At 62.8% G+C, this 23,361-nt stretch carries 11 protein-coding genes; 4 read left to right on the top strand and 7 right to left on the bottom strand.

Features of this window, described 5'->3' with window-relative positions:
- Window positions 1–155 precede the first annotated feature (155 nt).
- The 5 genes from U862_RS0126700 to U862_RS0126680 form a co-directional block, all read right to left on the bottom strand.
- The gene (locus U862_RS0126700; protein ID WP_025113201.1) at window positions 156–380 is read right to left on the bottom strand and encodes an MbtH family protein; all 225 of its coding nucleotides are present in this window, start codon (window positions 378–380) and stop codon (window positions 156–158) included.
- Window positions 381–463: 83 nt separating this feature from the next.
- Window positions 464–1,876, bottom strand: a complete 1,413-nt coding sequence (locus tag U862_RS0126695; protein ID WP_025113200.1) for an aspartate aminotransferase family protein — start codon at window positions 1,874–1,876, stop codon at window positions 464–466.
- A 143-nt stretch (window positions 1,877–2,019) separates the two neighbouring features.
- Window positions 2,020–2,505 carry a GNAT family N-acetyltransferase gene (locus U862_RS0126690; RefSeq protein ID WP_025113199.1) on the bottom strand — a complete coding sequence of 162 codons (486 nt, stop codon included), beginning with the start codon at window positions 2,503–2,505 and terminating at the stop codon, window positions 2,020–2,022.
- A 217-nt stretch (window positions 2,506–2,722) separates the two neighbouring features.
- Window positions 2,723–4,045 (bottom strand): ATP-binding protein, encoded by a 1,323-nt coding sequence (locus tag U862_RS0126685; RefSeq protein ID WP_029977855.1) that lies wholly within the window; start codon window positions 4,043–4,045, stop codon window positions 2,723–2,725.
- Window positions 4,045–4,725 carry a response regulator gene (locus U862_RS0126680; protein WP_007969056.1) on the bottom strand — a complete coding sequence of 227 codons (681 nt, stop codon included), beginning with the start codon at window positions 4,723–4,725 and terminating at the stop codon, window positions 4,045–4,047. The genes U862_RS0126685 and U862_RS0126680 overlap by 1 nt, the downstream gene beginning before the upstream one ends.
- A gap of 153 nt (window positions 4,726–4,878) precedes the next feature.
- Between U862_RS0126680 and dsbD the strand changes: the two genes are divergently transcribed.
- The 3 genes from dsbD to dsbG are packed head-to-tail and all read left to right on the top strand — an operon-like array spanning window position 4,879 to window position 8,227.
- On the top strand, window positions 4,879–6,612 hold the full coding sequence (gene dsbD / locus U862_RS0126675; RefSeq protein WP_025113197.1) for a protein-disulfide reductase DsbD: 1,734 nt from the start codon (window positions 4,879–4,881) through the stop codon (window positions 6,610–6,612).
- Window positions 6,612–7,481 carry a TlpA disulfide reductase family protein gene (locus U862_RS0126670; protein ID WP_025113196.1) on the top strand — a complete coding sequence of 290 codons (870 nt, stop codon included), beginning with the start codon at window positions 6,612–6,614 and terminating at the stop codon, window positions 7,479–7,481. The genes dsbD and U862_RS0126670 overlap by 1 nt, the downstream gene beginning before the upstream one ends.
- Window positions 7,457–8,227 carry a thiol:disulfide interchange protein DsbG gene (gene dsbG / locus U862_RS0126665; RefSeq protein ID WP_025113195.1) on the top strand — a complete coding sequence of 257 codons (771 nt, stop codon included), beginning with the start codon at window positions 7,457–7,459 and terminating at the stop codon, window positions 8,225–8,227. The genes U862_RS0126670 and dsbG overlap by 25 nt, the downstream gene beginning before the upstream one ends.
- A 126-nt stretch (window positions 8,228–8,353) precedes the next feature.
- On the opposite strand, the gene U862_RS0126660 is transcribed toward dsbG, so the two are convergent.
- Both U862_RS0126660 and U862_RS0126655 read right to left on the bottom strand, forming a co-directional pair.
- The gene (locus U862_RS0126660) at window positions 8,354–9,178 is read right to left on the bottom strand and encodes an alpha/beta fold hydrolase (RefSeq protein WP_025113194.1); all 825 of its coding nucleotides are present in this window, start codon (window positions 9,176–9,178) and stop codon (window positions 8,354–8,356) included.
- A gap of 212 nt (window positions 9,179–9,390) precedes the next feature.
- A complete protein-coding gene (locus tag U862_RS0126655) occupies window positions 9,391–22,389 on the bottom strand; it encodes a non-ribosomal peptide synthetase (RefSeq protein ID WP_025113193.1) in 12,999 nt (4,332 codons plus the stop codon).
- 370 nt (window positions 22,390–22,759) lie between these two features.
- On the opposite strand from U862_RS0126655, the gene U862_RS0126650 reads away from it, so the two are divergent.
- On the top strand, window positions 22,760–23,314 hold the full coding sequence (locus U862_RS0126650) for an RNA polymerase factor sigma-70 (RefSeq protein WP_025113192.1): 555 nt from the start codon (window positions 22,760–22,762) through the stop codon (window positions 23,312–23,314).
- The last annotated feature ends 47 nt before the right edge of the window (window positions 23,315–23,361 follow it).

Genomic DNA, 23,361 nt, shown 5'->3' with positions numbered 1-23,361 from the left:
GAGCAGGCTCGCTCCCACACCGGATCTGTGTCACTCACAAATCCCCTGTGGGGGCGAGCCTGCTCGCGAAGAGGCCCGCCAAAACACCACAAATGCCAGCCATGAAAAAACCCGCTGACTGTCACCAGTCCAGCGGGTTTCTTTTGTCTGTCAGCTTACTGAGCAGCCGCCTGCCCTTCCATCTTCTGGCGCAGGCTCAGCGGACGCATGTCGGTCCAGGTTTCCTCGATGTAGGCCAGGCATTCCTTTTTCAGGCCGCTCTTGCCCACGGTGCGCCAGCCTTGCGGCACGGCCTTGTAGTCCGGCCAGATCGAGTATTGCTCTTCGTGGTTGACCACGACCTGAAAGAGGATGTCCTCGCGGTCGAATACTGACGTCATGCTGGTTCTCCATCGTTGTAGGGGTGGGCTGCACACAGGGTGCAGCCGGGTATGTAGAAAGAACGTTGGGCGCTGTAAAAAATTTACCCGGCTGCGGTGGCAGCGGCCAAGGCACGCCCGAAGATTTCGGCGACGCGGTCGATTTCGGCAGCAGTGATCACCAGTGGGGGCAGGAAGCGCACCACCGCGCCATGGCGGCCGCCCAGCTCCAGAATCAGCCCGCGCTTGAGGCATTCGCGCTGCACCAGCGGCGCCAGACGGGCGAAGGCCGGCGGATGGCCGAGGGCGTCCGGCGTACCGTTCGGGTCCACCAGTTCGACGCCGAGCATCAAGCCGCGACCACGAATGTCGCCCAGTTGCGGGAAGTCGCGTTGCAGAATGCGCAGGTGTTCGCTCAGGCGCTCGCCCATGGCCGCGGCGTGTTCGCAGACCTTGTGCTCAACCAGATAACGCATCACCGCAGAACCTGCGGCCATCGCCATCTGATTGCCACGGAAGGTGCCGGCATGGGCGCCCGGTTGCCAGGTGTCGAGCCAGTCGCGATAGACCACCACCGCCAATGGCAGGCTGCCGCCGATGGCTTTGGACAACACCACCACGTCCGGGGTGATGCCGGCGTGCTCAAAGGCAAACATCTTGCCGGTGCGGGCGAAACCGCTCTGGATCTCGTCGACGATCAGCGCCACACCAGCCTTTTCAGTGATCCGACGCAAGCCGCGCAGCCACTCGATATCGGCCGGAATCACCCCGCCCTCGCCCTGCACCGCTTCGACAATCACCGCCGCCGGCAACTGCACGCCGGCCTCGGGATCGTTGAGCAGATTTTCCAGATAACTCAGGTTGGCTTTGACCCCAGCCGCGCCGCCGAGGCCGAACGGGCAGCGGTAGTCATAGGGGAACGGCATGAACTGCACGCCGTTGCTGAGCAAGGCAGCCAATGGCTTCTTCGGCCCCAGACTGCCCATCAGGCTCAACGCGCCCTGGCTCATGCCGTGATAACCGCCGGAGAACGACAGCACAGTGCTGCGCCCGGTGGCGGTGCGCACCAGTTTCAACGCGGCTTCCACCGCGTCGGTGCCGGTCGGGCCGCAGAACTGGATCTTCGCCTCGGCCGCCAGTGCCGGCGGCAGCAGGCCGAACAGATCCTGCACAAACTGATCCTTGACCGGTGTGGTCAGGTCGAGGGTGTGCAGCGGCAACTCATCGGCGAGCACTTGCTGGATCGCCTCGATCACCACCGGATGGTTGTGTCCCAACGCCAGCGTGCCGGCACCGGCCAGGCAATCGATGAAGGTGCGGCCTTCAACGTCTTCGACGTACAGCCCCTTGGCACGTTTGAGCGCCAGCGGAATACGTCGCGGGTAGCTGCGGGCGTTGGATTCCTGCTGGCTCTGACGGGCCAGCAGTGGCGACTCGGTGAACTGATACAGGGTTTCGGCCGGCGCGGAGGTGATCCGGGCCGACGACTCTTCGATAAGGCTGGTGGCGACTGACATCTCTCGACCCCTCAATACGCTATGGATAGTGACCAAAACAGCACACCGCACAGGTGCGCGTTCCGGTCGCGGGGCGCACATGCAGGTTTTCCTGTTCTGGAAACGCTTAAGCGGGGCGAGGATTTAGACCCTTGATCGCGTTGTCAGTCGGGCAATGGCAACGGTTTGTGCAACACGACGCGCTGCAAGCCCTGATCGATGAAGGTTGGCGCCGACTCGCGGTAGCCCAGATACCGATAAAAAGCCGCACCGGTGCGTGTACTGACGATATTCACCTGAGGCACTGCGCGAATCCGCAACCAGCCTTCCAGGTCCGTCATCAGCGCCCGCCCCGCGCCACGGCGAAACCATTCCGGTTGCACATGACAAAAGCCGATGTCGCCGCTGACCATGGCCATGCCGACGCCCACCGGCTTGCCCTGCAACAGCGCGATATTCAGGTAGCAATGCGGGTCGGCCAGCTGCGCGCTGATGAAATCAGCACAGTGCTGCGCAATCCAGCGGTTGAGCAGTTGAGGGTCGTTACGGTGTTCGAGCGCACAACCGAGACGGATCGAACGTTCGATGATCCGGCTGATAATGCCGGCGTCGGCAAGTTTCGCCGGGCAGATACAGATTGCTGCTTCCATGCTGCGGTCCCTCAATCCATTGAGTCAGAGCAGCCCCGACCATAACGCCGGGACTGGCGAATGACCAATGCGCAGACGTTACATTTGATGTGCCCGCAACACAGATCCCCTGCAGGAGTGCAGCCTGTTCGCGAAGGCGGTGTGTCAGTCAACGCATCACTAACTGACACACCGCCTTCGCGAGCAAGCCCGCTCCCACAAGGGAGTTGCGGTGGAGTCAAACAGGTTGCAACGGCATCGTCAGCTCCACGCGCAGGCCATCCGGGCGGCTGTCGAAATGCAGGGTGCAGGCGCAACGCTGGACGATGGCTTGCACGATGGCCAGGCCGAGTCCGCAGCCAGTGCTCTGGCCGTTGCGCCAGAAGCGCTGGGTCAGATGCTGCAGATCATCCGCAGCAATCCCCGGGCCGTGGTCGCGTACCACAAAGCGTGCGCGCTGGCCGACGGTTTCCAGGCTCAGTTCCACGGCAGCGTCCGCCGGGGTATGGCGCAGGGCGTTGTCGAGCAGATTGCGCAGCGCGGCAATCGACAGCACCGCCGGCATCTGCACCGGCGCGCTGGACAGCGGCGTCGGCAATTGCAGTTTGATGCGCTGGCGCTCGCCGCCGGCCGCATCCTGCATCGCCAGTTTCGCCACCTGCTCGGCACTGCACTGCACGCCATCGTCGAACGACAGACTGCCCTCGACCCGCGCCAGCAACAGCAATTGCTCCAGCGTGCGGTGCATGCGGTCGGCGCCCTCCTCGGCCCGGGCCAGCGACTGATCGCGGGCACTGCCCTCGGTCATGCGCGCCACTTGCAGGTGAGTCTTGATCGCTGTCAGCGGGCTGCGCAGCTCATGGGCGGCGTCACCGGTCAGGCGGCGTTCACGTTCGATGGTCTTGCCGATGCGCTGGAACAGCTGGTTCTGGGTGTCGAGCAGCGGTTTCAGTTCGCTGGGAAACGACTGCAGTTGCAACGGTTCGAGCGAGTCGGCGTTACGCCGCATCAAGGCTTCGCGCAGGCGATTGAGCGGCGCCAGGCCCTGACCGATGCCCAGCCACAACAGGCACAGGCAACCGAGCAGCGCCACGCCGACCGGCACCGAGGCCGCCAGCAGAATCGACATGTTCAGGGCTTCGCGCTCAATCTGCCGATCGGCCGTGGTGATCCGCACGTCACCGCGCGCGAGGGTGAAACTGCGCCACGGCGCGCCATCGATCATCTGGTCGTGAAAGCCCATTTTCTCGGCTTCCAGGGTTTGCTCTGGGCTGCTGTGGCTGCGGGCAAGAATCTCCCCGCGCAACGAACTGACCTGACAGGCCATGCCGCCGGGAATGTTCAATTGTTCGGCGCTGAAATGGGTGCCCTCGCCCTTGCTCGGTAACGCCGGCAGTTGCTCCAGCAACCCGGCGACCATGCGCGCCGAAGCCACCAGCCGCTGGTCGAGGGAAAACATCATCTGATTGCGCAAGTCACTGAGCATCCAGGCCGCGGCCAGGGCCCAGATCAGGGCGAACGCGGCGCCGAGGGTCAGACTCAGGCGCAGACGCAGGCTCATCACTTCTGTTGCTCTCCACCATCGGCCGGCCCGAGGCGATAACCCAGACCGCGAACGGTTTCGACGATGCCCTTGCCGAGCTTGCTGCGCAGGTGATGGATATGCACGTTCAGGGCGTTGCTCTCCAGTTCGTCATTGAAGCCGTAGACGCTGTCTTTCAATTGCTCGGTGGACAGCACCCGGCCACGATTGTGCAACAGCGCCTGCAACAGCGATTGCTCGCGCCGCGACAGGTCCACCGGTTGCCCGGCCAAGGTGGTTTCACGGCTGCTTGGATCGTAGGTCAGCGCGCCATGTTCGATCAGGTTGACACTGCGCCCGGCGACCCGGCGCAACAAGGTTTGCAAACGGGCGAACAATTCACGCAGATCGAATGGTTTGAGCAGGTAATCGTCAGCCCCGGCCTGCAAACCATCGACGCGGTCGGTCACCGAGTCCCGCGCGGTCAGAATCAGCACCGGAATTTCCAGGCCCTGTTGCCGCAACTGTTGCAGCAATTTGAGGCCATCTTCGTCGGGCAGGCCGAGGTCGAGCACCATCACGTCGAATTCGGCGACCTTGAGCATCGCCCGCGCCTTGGAAGCCGTATTGACATGCTCCACGGTGAGGCCTTGGGCTGTGAGCCCGGCAACGATACCGCTGGCGATCAATTCATCGTCTTCGCAAACCAGTACGTGCATGATCAGTCCCGTAGAAAAAAGCCGATTAGGCCGTTGGCCGATTAAGCTGACATTATGGCGCCCAACGCAACAGCGACAAGGGCGTGACGCTTAATCATCGGTTAATCGCCATCCACCATTGTGCCCACACTTGCACAGGGACAAGGCTCCTCCATGCGTCATTTTTTTCTTTTGTTTGCACTGCTGATCTCCGGCCTGGCCCAGGCGGGAAATAATCCATTCGAGAGCAAACCGGAATTTCTGCCGGTCGACAAAGCGTTCGTGCTCACCTCCGAACGCCTGGAATCCGGGGAAACCCAGCTTTTCTGGCAGATTACCGACGGCTACTACCTGTATCAGAAGCGTCTGAAATTCGACGGCCTCAAAGCCGAGCAACAGCCGGTTCTGCCCGAGGGCGAGTCCCACAGCGACGAATTTTTCGGTGAACAGCCAGTGTATCGCCAGGGGCTGGAGGTGAAAGTCCCGGCCTCGGCCAGCGGTCAGATCAAAGTCAGTTACCAGGGCTGCGCCGATGCAGGCCTGTGTTACCCACCGCAAACCCGGGTCATCGATCTGGGTGGCAAAGCGGCACCGTCGACCAGCGCTGAAGCACCGGATCAAGCCTTGGCCAGCGGCCTTGAGCAACGCGCGTTGGGCTGGAGCCTGCTGGTGTTCTTCGGCCTTGGCCTGTTGCTGGCATTTACCCCGTGCTCGTTGCCGATGTTGCCGATCCTGGCGGGGATGATCGTCGGCAGTGGTGCCACGCCTCGTCGTGGTTTTGCGCTGGCCAGCAGCTATGTGATCTGCATGGCGCTGGTGTATGCGGCGATGGGCGTGGTTGCTTCTCTGCTCGGCGCCAACCTGCAGGCATGGCTGCAAAATCCATGGCTGCTCGGTGCGTTTGCCGCAGTGTTCGTGGTGCTCGCACTGCCGATGTTCGGTTTCTTCGAATTGCAATTGCCGGTGGCATTGCGTGACCGCCTCGAACACGCCTCGCGCAGCCGCAACGGCGGCAGCCTGATCGGCGCCGGGGTGCTCGGGGCCTTGTCCGGTCTGCTGGTCGGCCCGTGCATGACCGCGCCGCTGGCCGGCGCCCTGTTGTACATCGCCCAGAGCGGCAACGCGCTGCACGGTGGGCTGATTCTGTTCGCGCTGGGCATCGGCATTGGTGTGCCGCTGTTGCTGCTGGTGACCGTCGGCAACCGCTTCCTGCCAAAACCCGGGGCGTGGATGAACCTGCTCAAGGGCATCTTCGGTTTCCTGTTTCTGGCGACTGCGCTGCTGATGTTGCGCCCGGTGCTGGACTCGTCCCTATGGCTGGGCCTGTGCGGCGCGCTGCTGTTGATCGCCGCGTTCTGCGCCTGGAAACAATCGGAAGGTTTCGGACGGGTCGCCCAAGTGTTCGGCGCCAGTTCGTTGCTGCTCGGTCTTTGGGGCAGCCTGTTGATGATCGGTGCCGCTGGCGGCAGTGACGACCCGTATCAGCCGCTGCAGGTGTACAGCGCCGGCCGTGTTGCCAGCGCCACGCCGAGCGGGCACGACGCGTTCACCACGATCAAGGATCCGGCAGCGCTGCAACGTGAGCTGGATGCCGCCAAGGCCCAGGGTCAATGGGTGTTGCTCGATTACTACGCCGACTGGTGCGTGTCGTGCAAAGTCATGGAGAAACAAGTGTTCGGCAAGGACAAGGTCATGCAGGCGCTCAGCGACGTGCGTCTGCTGCGGCTGGACGTTACCGCCGACAATGCCGCCAGCCGCGAGCTGCTCGGTCGCTACAAAGTCCCGGGGCCACCGAGTTTTGTCTGGATCGGCGCCGACGGCGAAGAACGGCGTAACCAGCGCATCACCGGTGAGGTCGATGCCGATACGTTCCTGCAACGCTGGACCACCACCCGAGACGCCAATTAATGCTGACGTTCACCCTCGGCACCTTTGCCATCGCGCTTAACCACCTGCTGCTGATCAGTGCCTTGGCGCTGGCGACCTTTGTCGGCTGGCGGGTGGCCAAGCGTGGCGGCGATAACCCCGAGTCGGCGCTGTTCAGTCTGTTTCTGCTCGGCATGCTCGCCGCGCGCGTGGCGTTTGTCGCGCTGTATTGGGGCCACTATCGCAACGATCCGTGGCAGATCATCGACCTGCGCGATGGCGGTTTTCTCGCCTGGCCGGGGGTGATCGTGCTGTTACTTGCGGCGTTGTATCGCGGCTGGCGCCGCCCGGGCCTGCGTCGGCCGCTGGGTTTTGGCGTGGCCAGCGGTGTGCTGTTCTGGCTGTTGGCGACCCTGTCGTTGAACATCTACGAGCAAGGCACCCGCCTGCCGGAGATCACCCTGCGCAACGCCGCCGGGGAGACCATCCAGCTCAGCGATTATCAAGGCGGTCCGCTGGTGATCAACCTGTGGGCGACCTGGTGCCCACCGTGTCGGCGCGAAATGCCGGTGCTGGAAAGCGCCCAGCAACAACGCCCGGACCTGACCTTTCTGTTCGTCAATCAGGCCGAAAGCATGCAAAGCGTTGCCACCTTTCTCGAAACCCAGGGCCTGAGCCTGAACAATGTGCTGTTCGACCGCAGCGGCCGACTCGGTCAGGCCGTGGGTTCCATGGCGCTGCCGACTACGCTGTTCTATAGCCCGGATGGACGACTGTTGACCAGCCATCTGGGCGAGTTGTCGAACGCCAGCCTGGCCCGCGCCCTGGAAAATTTCGACATTGCGAACCCATCCGCCGCACCGGCCACCTCTGCAAGGAAACTGCCATGCCCCGCCTCCGCCACCTGCTGACGCTGACTCTGGGCACTGCCCTGCTGCACCTGCCGTCGCTACAGGCCGCCGAAGAATTGCCCGCCGCGATCAAGCAGATCGAAGCCAAGGGCGCAAAAATCGTCGGCCAGTTCGACGCCCCGGACGGTTTGCGCGGTTATGCGGCGCAGTATCAGAACCGAGGCATGGCGTTGTACCTGACGCCGGACGGCCAACATGTGTTGCTGGGCAATCTGTACGACGCCGACGGCAAGGACTTGAGCAGCGAGCCGTTGCAGAAACTGGTCTACGCGCCGATGGCCAAGGAAATCTGGGGCAAGTTCGAAGCCAGCAACTGGATTCAGGACGGCAACAAGGATGCACCGCGCACCGTGTACCTGTTCAGCGATCCGAATTGCCCGTACTGCAACATGTTCTGGGAACAGGCCCGTCCATGGGTCAAGGCCGGCAAGGTGCAGTTGCGGCACATCATGGTCGGGATCATCCGCGAAGACAGCCCGGCGAAATCCGCCGCATTGCTGGCGGCGAAGGATCCGGCCAAGGCCCTGGAAGAGCACGAGAAGGCGGGCAAGGAAAGTTCGCTAAAACCATTGAAGAACATTCCACCTGCGGTGCAGACCAAACTGGCGGCCAACATGCAGTTGATGGAAGACCTGGAGTTGCAGGCGACTCCGGCGATTTTCTACATGGATGACAAGGGTGAGCTGCAACAGCAACAAGGCGCGCCGTCGCCGGATAAGTTGGCGAAGATTCTTGGGCCTAAGTAACGTCGGATTCTTTATTGCCTGAAGCGGCCTTTTCGCGAGCAGGCTCGCTCCCACACTTGGTTCTGTATACGCAGAGCCATTGTGGCAGCGAGCTTGTTTGCGGGGCGGCGTTCCGACGAAGAACGATTACTCGGTGCGCCGGTTGCGCTCGCTGAGGAAGGTAAACAACACCTCGTTCACAAACTCCGGGTTCTCCAGACTGGAGATATGCCCCGCCTCCGGCACCAGCGCCCACGGACAACCAATCAACTCGGCCATTTCCTGCGCCTCCGACGGCGGTCGCGGTTTGTCCTGATCGCCGCACAGCACCAGCGTGGTCGCGGCATTCAATTCGCCCAGACGCGGCAACAGATCATCACGACTGAACGTGATACGCCCCATCGGCACAATGCTTTCGCGCAGGCGATCAGTGGTGTAAGCCGCCAGTTTGGCGCGGAAGCCCTGATACAGCGCCGACTGTGGATCGATGCCTGGGCGGAAGAAAATCGGTACGACAATGTCGAGCAACTGCTCGGAAATTTCGCCGCTTTCTTCGATCTGCTTGAACAGCGAGAAGTAGTACTGACGCGTTGGCTCAGGCTCCACGCCGACGTAAGTGTCCATCAGCACCAGGCCGTTGAGCCGCTGCGGTGCCGACAACGCCAGGCGCACGCCCCACATGCCGCCGACCGACAGCCCGACCAGAGTGACCTGATCGATATCCAGATGATCGAGCAAGGCCTGCGCCTGACGGGCAATGTCATCCAGTGATGCCGTGCCTTCAGGTAACCGTCCCGACTCACCATGGCCCCAAAGGTCCAGTGCGATCACCCGATAGTGCGGCGCCAGCGCTGCGATCTGCGGTGCCCACATGGCGCTGTCCCACAGATAACTGCCTGCCAGCATGACGGCCGGGCCGGTGCCTTGATCAATGTAGTGCAGCGCTTGTCCGTCAACCCTGAAAAAAGGCATCGACCACCCCCGCGACAAAAAAGAGAACCGGCAGACTGAGCTGCCGGTTCTGGATCGTCAACCCTGGATGTGTACGTGAATATGCCGGTTTATTGTGTTGAATTCACTGACGCCTTCGCGAGCAAGCCCGTTCCCACAAGGGATCTGTGATCGACACAAAACCCCTGCGGGAGCGAGCCTGCTCGCGAAGCGGCCGCGGCAGACGCTGGAGATTAAAAGCCTTCCAGTTCCGCCATCAGATCATTCAACCGATCCACTTTGTCCTCGGTGATGTCGCTGACCGCCAAGCCCTCAATGTACTCGGCCAGTTCCTGCACCGTGCTGCACTCGAACATCGCTCGCAGCGGCACGTCGCGTTGCAGGGTTTTCTGTACCCGCGAGGCGATCTGCGTGGCGAGCAGCGAGTGACCGCCCAACTCGAAGAAGTTGTCGCGTACACCGACCTTGTCGACCTTGAGCACCTCGGCCCAGATATCGGCCAGGGTCTGTTCCAGCTCATTGCGCGGGGCCAGGTAATCCTGGCTCTGCAGCTGGCCAATCTCCAGCGCCGGCAGGGCCTTGCGGTCGAGTTTGCCATTGGCGTTGTGCGGCAGTTGATCCAGCCACAACCAATGCAGCGGCACCATGTACTCCGGCAGCTCGCTGCGCAGGCGCTGCTTGATTCGCTCCAGGCGTTCGCTCGGATTCAGCGCAGTGTCGGCGGCGACCAGATAACCGACCAGATGCTTGCCATTGACCCCTTCCTGCACACCGACCGCCGCATCGCGGACTTCCGGTTGTTCGTGCAGACGCGCCTCGATCTCGCCCAGTTCGATGCGGTAGCCGCGAATCTTCACCTGATGGTCGACCCGGCCGACGTACTCCAGCACACCGTCACTGCGACGGCGCGCCAGGTCACCAGTGCGATACAGACGTTCGCCCGGCGCGCCGAACGGGTTCGGCACGAACACCGGCGCGGTGCGCAGCGGATCGCCGACGTAACCGCGACCGACGCCGGTACCGGCCACGCACAACTCACCCACCGCTCCCAACGGCACCAGTTCCAGCGCGCCATCGACCAGGTACAGCAAGTTGTTGTCGGTCGGCGTACCGATCGGCAAGTAACTGCCGCGAGTCGAAGCCATATCGACACGGAAGAACGCCACGTCATCGGAACATTCCGCCGGACCGTAGGCGTTGACCAGACCGATCTGCGGATAACGCAACAGCCACTGATGCGCCAGCTCCGGCGGCATCGCTTCGCCGGTCGGCAGCATCCAGCGCAGGCCGTCGAGGCTCAGGCGCTCAGTGGCGAGCATGCCCTGAATCAGCGACGGCACGCTCTCCAGCACGGTAATGCCCTGGGCCTGTACATGCACCAGCAAACCTTGCGGATCGTGGGCGATGGTATTCGGCACGATGTCCACTCGTGCGCCAAACAACGGCGCGGCGAGGAACTGCCAGACCGAGATGTCGAAGCTTTGCGAAGCGGTCTGCGCGATCACATCGGCGTCCGTCAACTTCAGGTACGGCACCTTGCTCAACTGGTTGTTGAGCATGCCGCGCTGCTCGACCATCACGCCTTTCGGCAAGCCGGTTGAACCCGAGGTGTAGATCACATACGCGAGGTTGTCCGGGCCACTGTAGATGCCCGGGTTTTGCAGCGCCGTCGCCAGCGCTTGCACCTCCTCCCAGACCAACAGCCGTGGGCGGTTGGCGCAGCTGAATTCATCGAGCAAGGTCTGCGCCTGTTCGCGACAGGCTTGCGTGCACACCAGCAGCGGCGTACGGCTCAGCTCGATGATGCGTTGCAGACGCTGGCTCGGCAGGCCCGGATCCAGCGGCAGATAACCGGCGCCGGCCTTGAAGCTGCCGATGATCATGCCCAGCAGGTCGAGGTTACGCTCCGCCAGCAACGCCACCGGTTGATCCATTTGCACCCCGGCCGCGACCAGTGCATGGCCGAGGCGGTTGGCGTTGTGGTTCAGCTCGGCATAGCTCAGTTGCTGATCGAGGCAAGTGGCGGCAATGCGCTGCGGATGCGCCGCAACCTGCGCTTCGAACAGCGCAACGTAGCTCTGCTCCAGCGGATAATCGTGCGCGCTCTGGTTGCAACCGTGCAGCAGGAATTGCTGTTCATCAGAGCCCAGCAGCGGCAGATCGGCCATGTCGCCATGGAAGCCATCGACCAGTGCCAGCAACAGACGCTTGAACTCGCCGAGCATGCGCTCGATGGTCGACTCGTCGAAATAACGCTGGTCGTACGACAGGTGCAGACCGAGGTCATCGCCCGGGTAGCACACCGCCGTCAGCGGGAAGTTGGTGTGGGTGCGACCGGAATCCGAGGTCGCGTTCAAGCTCTGCGCGCGGTCGAGTACCGAGACTTCCACTGGCGCGTTTTCAAACACGAACAGGCTGTCGAACAGCGGTTGGCCTTTGGGCAGTTCGCTCTGCTCCTGGATGTTCACCAGCGGCAGGTATTCGTACTCGCGCAGTTGCATGTTGCTGTCGAGCAAACCGCTGAGCCACTGACGCACGCTGCTGCGCTGATCGTCCTCAGGCATTTTCACTCGCAGGGCGATGCTGTTGATGAACAGGCCGACCGTGCGCTGCATTTCCGGCATGTCCACCGGACGCCCGGCCACGGTCACACCGAACAGTACGTCGCGATCACCACTCAGGCGCCGCAGGACCAAGGCCCACGCCGCTTGGGCGAAGGTGTTGATGGTCAATTGATGGGCCTGGGCCAATTCACGCAGGCGGGCGCCATCCTCGACATCAAGGCGAGTGTAGCGGTCGCCAACGATCATCCCGCCGCTTTCGCCAGCGTGCTCACGCAGGAACGGCCGGTCGCTCGGGATCGGCGTGGTACGTTCGAAACCTTGCAGGTTCTGCTGCCACCACTGGCGCGCCTCGGCCAGGCTCTGGCGTTGCAGCCAGCCGATGTAGTCGCGGTAACGCGGCGGCAGCGACAACTGCGCTTCGCGACCTTCACCCAAGGCGGTGTAAATCTCGAAGAAGTCGTTCATCAGCAACGAGCGGCACCAGGCATCGATGAGGATGTGGTGGTTGCTCATCATGAACCAGTAGCGCGCCGCGCCGACCTTGATCAGGCGCAGGTGGAACGGTGCCTGGTTGAGCAGATCGAAACCGGCCTCGCGCTCGCTTTTGAGCAGCGCTTGCAGTTGCGGTTCCTGTTCGTCCTCGGCAACGGCGCTCCAGTCCAGGTACTCGATCGGCGTGCGCCCCGGAGTGTGGATCACTTGCAGCATGTCTTCGCCAACGTTCCAGCAGAACGATGCACGCAACGCTTCGTGACGGGCGACCACCGCTTGCCAGGCCTGGGCGAAACGCTGGGGATCGAGCTCGCTGTTGATGCGGTAGCGATCCTGCATGTAGTACAGGCCAGTGCCCGGTTCGAGCAAGGTGTGCAGCAACATGCCCTCCTGCATCGGCGTCAGCGGATAGACGTCTTCGATATGCGCCGCCGGCACCGGCAACGCGTCGAGTTGCGCCTGGGTCAGTTTCGCCAGCGGGAAGTCCGATGGCGTGAGGCCGCCGGCGGCGTCTTGCAGACAATGGGCGATCAGGCTTTGCAGTTCGCCGAGGTAGGCGTCGGCCAGCTCATTGATAGTCTGCGCGTCATGACGCTCGGCACTGAAAGTCCAGCGCAGCAGCAGTTCACCGCCGTACACCTGACTGTCGATGCTCAACTCGTTGGGCAGCGGCGCCTGCGGATCGTGGGCCGCACCGACCGCCTCGTCCAGCGGACGGAACAGCGCATCGCTGCCGAAACTCTGGTCGAACTGGCCGAGGTAGTTGAAGGTGACCGGTGCGTTCGGCAACGCCGCCATGCTGCGCTGGCTGAGTTCATCAGCCAGATAACGCAGCACGCCATAGCCCAGGCCTTTGTGCGGCACACCGCGCAGTTGTTCCTTGATCGCCTTGATCGAAGCGCCCTGCCCGGCGGCTTCTTCGATGTTGTGCGGGGTGAGGCGTAGTGGGTAAGCGCTGGTGAACCAGCCGACAGTGCGGGTCAGGTCAATCTCGTCGAACAGGGTTTCGCGGCCGTGGCCTTCCAGCTGAATCAGCGCTGACGGCTGACCGCTCCAGCGGCACAACACACGGGCCAATGCGGTCAGCAGCAGGTCGTTGACCTGAGTGCGATAGGCGCGCGGCGCCTGTTGCAGCAGCTGTTGAGTGCGCTCGGCATCGAGGCGCACGCTGACGGTTTGCGCATGGCGGTTCTGCCGCCCACCCTGCGGGTTTTCGCACGGCAGTTCAGCGCTCGGCCCGGCCAGTTGCGTCTGCCACCAGCGCAATTCTTCACGCAACGATTCGCTGCCGGCATAGGCTTGCAAGCGTGCCGCCCAGTCCTTAAAGGCACTGGTTTTCGCTGGCAGTTTCACCGACTGTTCGGCGTCGAGTTGGCGATACACGGTTTGCAGATCGTCGAGCAATACGCGCCACGACACACCGTCGACCACCAAGTGATGGATCGCGATGAACAGGCGTTGCTGACCTTCGGGGCCGTCTACCAGCAAGGCGCGAACCAGCGGGCCATTTTCCAGATCAAGGCTGCGCTGGGCATCGGCAAACAGGGCTTCGCACTTGTCCATCGAGGTGACGCGCACTTGCCACAACACGGCCGCATCGGACACCGGTTGGTGCGTCGCGTGCCACTCGCGGTTGGCCTCGGTGAAGCGCAGACGCAAAGCGTCATGCTGTTCGATCACCACCAGCAGTGCCTGCTCCAGGCGATGCGCTTGCAGTGTCACGCTCGGCTCCAGCAGCAACGCCTGGTTCCAGTGCTGACGCTCAGGGATTTCAGTGTCGAAGAACCAGTGCTGAATGGGCGTCAGTGCCGACTCACCGCTGACCAGACCTTGCTCGGCCGTCACCTGTTCGCTGCGGCTGGCGACGCCGGCGAGGGTCTGCACGGTCTGATGCTGGAACAGATCGCGCGGGCTGAAGTGAATGCCCTGCTGCCGCGCCCGGCTGACCACTTGAATCGACAGAATCGAGTCGCCGCCAAGCTCGAAGAAGTTGTCGTTGAGACCGACCTGCTCGACGTTGAGCACTTCGCACCAGATCTGCGCCAGGGTCTGCTCCAACTCATTGCTTGGGGCGACGTAGTCCTGGCGATTCAACTCAGGGTCCGGCGCCGGCAAGGCACGGCGGTCGAGTTTGCCGTTGGCGGTCAGCGGCATGCTGGCCAGCAGGATCAGGTGCGTCGGCACCATGTAGTCCGGCAACTGGAGCTTGAGGTGCGACTTCAGCGCTTCGCGCAGTTCGGCCTGTTGTACTGCGCCTTGCTCGGCGACATCGGTAACCAGGTAGGCAACCAGTTGTTTACCGCTCGGCGTATCCAGCGCCAGCACCACCGCTTCACGGATTGAAGCGTGATCGAGCAGACGGGTTTCAATTTCGCCCAACTCGATCCGGAAACCGCGAATCTTCACCTGATGGTCGATCCGCCCCAGGTATTCCACCAGCCCGTCGGCACGCTGGCGCACCAGGTCGCCGGTGCGGTACATGCGTGCGCCATTGGCGGCAAACGGGTCGGCGACAAAACGCTCGGCGCTGATGCCCGGACGGTCGTGATACCCCTGCGCCAAACCCGCGCCACCGACGCACAATTCACCGGTGGCGCCTTGCGGCACCAGCGCCAGATCGGCGTCGAGAATGTACGCCACGCGGTCGCCGATCACGCTGCCGATCGGCACACTGCCGGCGCCCTCTTCCAGCACTTGCGGCGCCAGACTGGCGAGCGGCATGACCACGGTTTCAGTCGGGCCGTAAGCGTTGAAGAACAGGCTCGGTTTGAACGCCGCGCGAATCCGCTGCAGGTGTTCGCCGGTCAGCGCTTCGCCGCCGGTGATGATCATCCGCACCGGCAGGATCTCGTGTTGCGTGGCGAGGAACTGTGCCAACTGGCTGCCGTAACTCGGGGTGAAACCGAGAATATTGATGCGATGTTCGCGAATCAGGCCGCAGATTTCTTCCGCGTCCCACTGCCCTTGCGCCCGCAACACCACTTGCGCACCGCTGAGCAACGGCACCAGCAGACGCTCGGTGGCGGCGTCGAAGTTGATCGAATAGAAATGCAGTTCGCAGTCGTCCGGGCGCATACCGAAACGTGCAATCACCGCCTGGCAATGCATGGCGATTTCACCGTGGGACACCACCACGCCTTTCGGCTTGCCGGTGGAACCCGAGGTGTAGATCAGGTACGCCTGATGCTGCGGCAGGCTGATAAATGGCAACTCGCTGGCCGGGTAATCGGCCAGCGCCGCGCTGTCCTCTTCCAGGCACCAGCGCGCCACGCTCGGCGGCAGATCACCGAGGGCGTTGAACATCGCCCGATCGCTGAGCAGCAGACCGATGCGGCTGTCTTCGATCATGTAGTGCAAACGGTCGAGCGGGTATTCCGGGTCGAGCGGCACGTAGGCGCCACCGGCCTTGAGAATCGCCAGCAGGCCGACAACCATTTCCAACGAGCGCTCCAGCGCCAGACCGACTCGCACTTGCGGGCCGACGCCGCGCTCACGCAGGGCCCAGGCCAGGCGATTGGCACGAGCGTCGAGTTCGGCGTAGCTCAGGGTCTGCCCGGCGAAGGTCAGGGCCGGCGCGTCTTTGCGCGCCAGCGCCTGCTCGGCGAACAGGTGATGGAGGCACTGGTCGAGGCGATGTTCGCCCGGCTCGACACCGAGGCTGTCGAGCAACTGCTGTTGCTCCGGCGCAGCCAGCAGCGGCAATTGACTGAGGCGCTGCTGCGGATCGGCGATCAACGCTTCCAGCAGATTGCGCCAATGCTGGGCCATGCGTGCGATGGTCGGCTCGTCGAACAGGTCGGTGCTGTACGTCAGGCAGCAACCAAGACGATGGTCGAGATCGGTGACTTCCAGGTTGAGGTCGAACTTGGTCGCCCGCGCATCGTTGGCCAGGTACTCGACGGTCATCCCGGCGAGCATGCGGCTCTGCTGGAATTCCCAGCGCTGCACGTTGCACATCACCTGGAACAGCGGATTGTACGCGGCGCTGCGCGGAGGTTGCAGGGCTTCAACCAGATGATCGAACGGCAGGTCCTGATGCGACTGGCCTTCGATCACGGTGTGACGCACCTGCTCGAACAACTCGCCGACCGACATCTGGCCGTCGAGCTGGCAACGCAGCACCTGGGTGTTGAGGAACGCACCGATCAGCGCTTCGCTTTCCGGGCGGATACGGTTGGCTACCGGCGCACCAATGCGCAGATCGGTCTGGCCGCTGTAGCGGTAGAGCAACGTGGCGAGCGCGGCGGTCATGGTCATGAACAGAGTCAGACCGTTTTGCGCGTTGAACGCACGGACACGGGCAGCGAGGTCATCACTGAGGTCAAAACGGAACAGTTCGCCCTGATGACTTTGTACCGGCGGACGCGGACGGTCGCCGGGCAGCTCCAGCAGTGGATGCTCGCGACCCAGTTGCGCGGTCCAGTAGTCGAGTTGACGCTGACGCTCACCGGACTCCAACCAGTTGCGCTGCCACACGCTGTAGTCCAAGTACTGCACCGGCAGCGGCTCCAGCGGCGAGTCGCGGTCATCGACGAACGCTTCGTACAGCGCGCTGAGTTCGCGGGCAAAGATATCCATCGCCCAGCCTTCGGTGACGATGTGGTGCAGGGTCAGGACGAAGTAATGCTCGTGCTCGGCGGTCTTCACCAGACAGGCGCGCAGCAGCGGGCCGGTCTCCAGATCGAACGGCAGATGCGCTTCTTCGTCGGCCAGTTGCTGAACCTTTTGCTCACGCTGCTCAGCCGCCAGTTTCGAGAAATCCTTCCAGCCCATGCGCACGCCCGTCTCGGCATGCACTTGCTGACGCGCCACGCCGTCGACGCTCGGGAAGGTGGTGCGCAGGGTTTCGTGGCGCAGGATCAACGCCTGCAGAGCGGCCTCGAAACGCTCGACATGCAACACGCCACGCAGGCGCGCCATGCCGCCGACGTTGTACGCCGGGCTGTCCGGCTCCATCTGCCAGAGGAACCACATGCGTTGTTGTGAATAGGACAGCGGCACAGGTTTGCTGCGATCAACCTTGTCGATCGGCGGCTGTTTATTGGTGCGGCCGCTGGCCTGAATCAGACGGATTTGCTCGGCGAAATCCGCCAGTTCGCTGTGCTCGAACAAGGCACGCAACGGCAGTTCGACGTCGCAGGCCTGACGGGTACGCGAAATGATTTGCGTGGCCAGCAAGGAGTGACCACCGAGGGCGAAGAAGTCGTCGCGCAGACCGACTTGCGCCAGGCCCAGCACTTCACGCCAGATCGCGGCGATCTGTTGTTCGAGTTCAGTGACAGGTTCGACATGCTCACGCACTTGCCAGTGCGGCTCGGGCAACGCGCGACGGTCGAGTTTGCCGCTCGGACTCAGGGGCATTTGCGCCAGACGCATCAGTTGCGCCGGCACCATGTATTCCGGCAGCTCGGCGGCCAATGCAGTTTTCAGGCGGGCGATCTGCGCGTCCTGATCTTCGCTGGCATCAAGCGCGGTGAAATAGCCGATCAGTTGTGCGCCGGCCGCTGTTTCACGTACCAGCACCACGGCTTGGGCGATGCCGTCCTGGGCCAGCAGGCGTGCTTCGATTTCTTCCGGTTCAACGCGAAAGCCACGCAGTTTGACCTGCTGATCGAGACGCCCGAGGTATTCGATCACGCCGTCCGAGGTCCAGCGTGCACGGTCACCGGTGCGGTACAAACGTGCGCCCTGCTCGCCCAGCGGATCGACCACGAAACGCTCGGCAGTCAGCGCCGGGCGACCGAGGTAACCGCGAGCCAGTCCGATGCCGCTGATGCACAGTTCACCCGGCACACCGGCCGGCACGGGATTGAGATCGGCGTCGAGTACGCGGCAGACCACGTTGCCCAGCGGACGGCCAATCGGCGAACGTTCGCCGTCGGCGCTTGTGCAGTGCCAGTGGGTGACGTTAATCGCGGTTTCGGTCGGGCCATAACGGTTGTGCAATTGCACCGCCGGCAGTTGCGCCAACACTCGGTTACGCAGTTCCGCCGGCAGCGCTTCACCGCCGGAGAATACCCGGCGCAGGCGGGTGCACTCAGCGCTCAGCGGTTCATCGATGAACAGCGAGAGCAACGGCGGCACGAAGTGCAGCGTGGTCACGCCGTACTCTTGAACCAGCTGGGCGATGCGATGCGGATCACGGTGCTCGCCCGGTGCGGCAATCAGCAATCGTGCGCCGGTGATCAGCGGCCAGAAGCACTCCCACACCGACACGTCGAAACTGATCGGCGCCTTTTGCATCAGCACGTCGGCGTCGTTCAGGCGATAAGTGTTCTGCATCCATTGCAGTCGTTCGGCCAATGCCGCGTGAGTGTTGCCGACGCCTTTCGGCTGGCCGGTGGAGCCCGAGGTGTAAATCACATAGGCGAGGTTGTCGCCGTGCAGGTGCAGGCCCGGTGCCTGACTCGGCCAGTTCTCCAGGTGCAGGGTGTCCATGGCGATCACGCTGACGCCTTCACTGGCCGGCAAGCGATCGAGCAACGCAGTCTGGGTCAGCAGCAGCTCGACACCGCTGTCGCTGAGCATGTAGGCCAGGCGCTCGGCCGGGTAATCCGGGTCCAGCGGCACATAGGCGCCGCCAGCCTTGATGATTGCCAGCAGGCCGATCAGCAGTTGCGGCGAACGCTCGGCGGCAATCGCCACGCACACATCCGGGCCGACACCTTTGTCGCGCAGGTAGTGCGCAAGACGGTTGGCCTGGGCGTGCAGTTCGGCGAAATCGAGGCTGCCACCGTCCCACACCAGCGCAGTGCGTTCCGGGGTCTGGCGTGCCTGCTCGTTGAGCAGTTCCGGCAGCCATTGTTGCGCTGGGGTGCACGGTGCGACGCTCCATGCCTGCTGCTGTTCGTGCTCGCACGGAGTGAGCATTTGCAGGTCACCGATCGCTTGTAGCGGTTGCTCGCAGACAGCGCGCAGCAGGTTGCTGAAGTGTTCGGCCAGCCGCTCGATGGTCGCCGCCTCGAACAACTCATCGGCGTAGTCGAAGGATAGGGTCAGGCGCCCATTGCGATCCTCTTCGCTGTGCAGTTGCAGGTCGAACTTGGCCTCGCGGCTATGCCACGGCAGTTCTTCGGCGAGCAGCCCCGGCAAGCGCTTGAGCGCACTCAAGTCGCGTTGCTGGTGGTTGAACATGACCTGGAACAGACCCTGCTCCCGGGCCTGCGGGAAGGCTTCGAGCAGTTGTTCGAAAGGCAGGTCCTGATTCGCCTGAGCGCCGAGCGATGCCTGGCGGGTTTGCGCCAGCAACTCGACAAACGACAAGCGCGAATCAACCTCCGCGCGCAGTACCTGGGTGTTGATAAAGAAGCCGATCAGGCCCTGGGTTTCCAGGCGCGGTCGGTTGGCATTGGGCACGCCGATGCGAATGTCACGCTGGCCGCTGTAGCGGTGCAACAGACTCTGGAATGCCGCGAGCAACAGCATGAACGGCGTCGATTGATGTGCCTGGGCGGTCTGCCTGATCGCATCGCTGAGGCTGACGCCAAGACGCACGCTGTGGCGGGCGGCGCTGTACAGCTGTCTGGCCGAGCGCGGGTGGTCGGTCGCCAGTTCCAGCACTGGATGTTCGTCGCCCAGTTGGGCTTTCCAGTAGCTCAGCTGCCGCTCGCCCTCGCCTTGCGCCAGCCACTGGCGCTGCCAGCTGCCGTAGTCGGCGTATTGGGTCGGCAACGGCGCGAGGTCGGCGCGCTGGCCTTGGGAGGCCGCCGCGTACAGCCGCGAGAATTCATCGATCAGCACGTTCAGCGACCAGCCGTCAGCGATGATGTGGTGCAGTGTCACCAGCAACTGGTGATCTTCGTCGTCAAGACGTACCAGCGTCACCCACAGCAGCGGGCCTTTTTCCAGATCGAACTGAGTGCGCGCTTCGTCTTCGCGGATCTGTTGCGCGCGGGCTTCACGCTCGTGCGCCGGCAGGTCACTGATATCGATCAGTTGCAAGTTGAATTCACTCGCCGCGTCGACGTGTTGCAGCGCCACGCCGTCACGTTCGAAGAAGCGCGTGCGCAGGGATTCGTGGCGTTCGAACAGTTGCTGGAAGCTGGCGCGCAACGCCTCCTCGTCCAGTTCACCGCGCAGACGCAAAGCGCCGGGGATGTTGTAGGCGCTGCTTTGTGGGTCGAGCTGCCAGGTGATCCACAAACGGTTTTGCGCCAGCGATTGCGGCATCGCTTCAGTGCGCGCCAGGGCGGTGATTTCGCCTTGGGCGCTGCCACCGTTGTGTTGCTGTTGCGCCACGGCAGCGGCGAACGCGGCCAGGGTCGGTGCTTCGAACAGCAGGCGCAGGTTAAGCTCCAGGTCCAGTTCTTCGCGCACTTTGGCGATCACCTGAGTTGCCGCAATCGAGTTGCCGCCGAGGAGAAAGAAATGGTCGTCGGCGTTGACCTGTTTGACGCTCAGTTGCTCGGCCCAGATCTTGCCGATCAGGGCTTCCAGCCCGGACGCCGAGGCGCCTGGGTTCTCAGTGGCTTCGCTGGCGGACGGGAACACCGCATAGCTGTCGAGGCTGCCATCGGCCAGACGATTGCGACAGGCGGAACGCTGCAGCTTGCCGCTGGAGGTTTTCGGCAACGCGCCCGGATTGAGCAGTACCACCACGCTCGGTGCTTCCTGATACGCCTCGGCCACCGCTTGGCGAATGGCTTTGATCAGTGCTTCGGGCGGGAGGATTTTCTGCACGCTGCGGCTGATTTCTGCGGCGATGCCGATGCCTTCCTCACCGTCCTGACTGACCGCGAATGCCGCAACCCGACCCTTGCGCACCACTTCCACTTCGCGCTCGACGGTTTGCTCGATGTCCTGCGGGTATAGGTTGTGGCCGCGCACGATCAGCATGTCTTTCAGGCGCCCGGTGATGAACAGTTCACCGTCGCGAATGAAGCCCAGATCACCGGTACGCAGCCAGGTCTGGCCGGCGTGCTGAACAAAGGTCTTGGCGCTGGCTTCAGGGTTGCGCCAGTAGCCATGGGCAATGCTCGGCCCCGCAGCCCAGACTTCGCCGACGAGGCTGTCAGGCTGTTCTTTCAGCGTGACCGGGTCAGCAATCAACACGGCGTGATCGGGTTGGCTGACGCCACAACTCATGATCGGGCTGCCGTCGCCCGGCTCGGCGCGGTTTTGCGCCAGCGCCTGATCGTCCACGCGCAGCGCAGGAATGCCGGTGCCACGCGGTGTGCCGGCAACGAATAGCGTCGCTTCGGCCAGGCCGTAAGAGGCCATGAAGCTGTCTTCACTGAAACCGCACGCGGTGAACTTCTCGGCGAAGCGTTCAAGGGTGTCGAGACGAATCGGTTCCGAGCCGGAATAGGCCACGCGCCAGCGGCTCAGATCGAGACGCTCCAGCGCCGATTCACTGACGCGCTCGCTGCACAGACGGTAGGCGAAATCCGGGCCGCCGCTGATGGTGCCGCCGTATTCGCTGATCGCTTCGAGCCAGCGCAACGGCCGACCGAGGAAGTACGCCGGCGACATCAGAATGCACGGCACGCCGCTGAAGATCGGTTGCAACAGACCGCCGATCAGGCCCATGTCGTGGTACAGCGGCAGCCAGCTGACGATCACGTCGTCGGGGTTCACATCGATGCCGAAACCGTGGCGGATCAGCAGTTCGTTGGCCACGAGGTTGCCATGGCTGACCTGCACGCCTTTGGGCAGCGCGGTAGAACCGGAGGTGTATTGCAGGAAGGCGATGTGGTCTTGCGGCAGGTTTGGCTCAACCCAGTGCTCGGCCAGTGCGCTGTCGAGAGTATCGACGCACAGCAATGGCGGTGCCCCTTCGATCTGCTGCAAGGCATCGCGCAGGTCGGCGCTGGTCAGCAGCAGACGCGGTTCGGCATCGGCAATGATCGACAGCAGCCGCTCCTGATGATGACGGCGGGCGGACTCCGGAGGGTAGGCCGGTACCGCGATCACGCCGGCGTACAGGCAACCGAAGAACGCCGCGACGTAGTCCGGGCCGCTGGGAAACAGCAGCACCGCGCGATCGCCGAATTCGGCTTCAGCCTGCAACGCGGCCGCGATGCGGCGGGCGCGCTGATCGAGTTCGCGATAGCTGAGCACCACAGCCTGCTCTGCGTTTTCGGCAAGAAAACGCAAGGCCAGTTGATCCGGTGTCCGGGCCGCGCGGCGCTGGAGGGCTTGGACCAGGGTGCTGGGGAGTTCGAACGCGTCGGTCATGAGGTTTCCTGCCTGAATTCGGCTTGCTAATGGAATCGGGTTGCTGCGTCACGCCCCTCGAAGGGCATGCAGGGCGCGGTCTGTGCCGACCGCGCAAGGCTTCGGAATGCTGTCTGGCCGGGGTTGTGTACCCGGAACCATTCACCAATGAGAACGGATGGCGTCTTGAAATAATTAGTCGGCAGGCTGGATCGCCAATGGGAGCGGGAGTGTGGCGGTGTGTCGCAGTGCTCGCTTCGCACTTTTATGGAGCATTACTTCTCTTTCTCAATTGACAATCATTATCATTCAACATAATTTGTCGCTCGATGTGTAGGACGGCCCCGTCCCCCAGGCGTCCCACTAACCTATTGGCAGCAAGGTGATTTCCATGACGGAACAAGTATCCACAAGCAGGTGCGATTCACCGCTACTTCAGGCCTTCGTCGACAATCGACTGATTCTGGTGAAGATTGCAGCGCGCATTACCGGCTGCCGTTCGCGCGCCGAAGACGTGGTGCAGGATGCGTTCTTCCGGTTGCAGTCGGCGCCGCAAATCACCTCGTCGATCAAGGCGCAATTGAGTTACCTGTTCCAGATCGTGCGCAACCTTGCCATCGATCATTACCGCAAACAGGCGCTGGAGCAGAAATACGCAGGACCCGAAGAGGAAGGATTGAATGTGGTCATCCAGGGCGCTTCGCCGGAAACCTCGCACATCAATTTCTCGACGCTGGAACATATTGCCGACGCGCTGACCGAACTGCCGAGCCGCACCCGCTACGCTTTCGAGATGTACCGCCTGCATGGCGTGCCGCAGAAGGACATCGCCAAGGAACTCGGCGTCTCGCCGACCCTGGTCAACTTCATGATTCGCGACGCGCTGGTGCACTGCCGCAAGGTGTCGGGCAGTCGTGGGGATGCGGCATCGATGGGTCGTCGTTAATCAGAAAAATCGTGGCGCCCTCATTCGCGAGCAGGCTCGCTCCCACA

Source organism: Pseudomonas sp. H1h, from assembly GCF_000633255.1.
GTDB lineage: Bacteria > Pseudomonadota > Gammaproteobacteria > Pseudomonadales > Pseudomonadaceae > Aquipseudomonas.
Note: the sequence above shows the minus strand (reverse complement) of the source record. Positions and strands in the feature narration are given on the sequence as shown.

Bases quoted from the DNA above. Each gene is read 5' to 3' on its own strand.
- U862_RS0126700 (WP_025113201.1), bottom strand. From the start codon at position 380: ATGACGTCAGTATTCGACCGCGAGGACATCCTCTTTCAGGTCGTGGTC.
- U862_RS0126695 (WP_025113200.1), bottom strand. From the start codon at position 1,876: ATGTCAGTCGCCACCAGCCTTATCGAAGAGTCGTCGGCCCGGATCACC.
- U862_RS0126690 (WP_025113199.1), bottom strand. From the start codon at position 2,505: ATGGAAGCAGCAATCTGTATCTGCCCGGCGAAACTTGCCGACGCCGGC.
- U862_RS0126685 (WP_029977855.1), bottom strand. From the start codon at position 4,045: ATGAGCCTGCGTCTGCGCCTGAGTCTGACCCTCGGCGCCGCGTTCGCC.
- U862_RS0126680 (WP_007969056.1), bottom strand. From the start codon at position 4,725: ATGCACGTACTGGTTTGCGAAGACGATGAATTGATCGCCAGCGGTATC.
- dsbD (WP_025113197.1), top strand. From the start codon at position 4,879: ATGCGTCATTTTTTTCTTTTGTTTGCACTGCTGATCTCCGGCCTGGCC.
- U862_RS0126670 (WP_025113196.1), top strand. From the start codon at position 6,612: ATGCTGACGTTCACCCTCGGCACCTTTGCCATCGCGCTTAACCACCTG.
- dsbG (WP_025113195.1), top strand. From the start codon at position 7,457: ATGCCCCGCCTCCGCCACCTGCTGACGCTGACTCTGGGCACTGCCCTG.
- U862_RS0126660 (WP_025113194.1), bottom strand. From the start codon at position 9,178: ATGCCTTTTTTCAGGGTTGACGGACAAGCGCTGCACTACATTGATCAA.
- U862_RS0126655 (WP_025113193.1), bottom strand. From the start codon at position 22,389: ATGACCGACGCGTTCGAACTCCCCAGCACCCTGGTCCAAGCCCTCCAG.
- U862_RS0126650 (WP_025113192.1), top strand. From the start codon at position 22,760: ATGACGGAACAAGTATCCACAAGCAGGTGCGATTCACCGCTACTTCAG.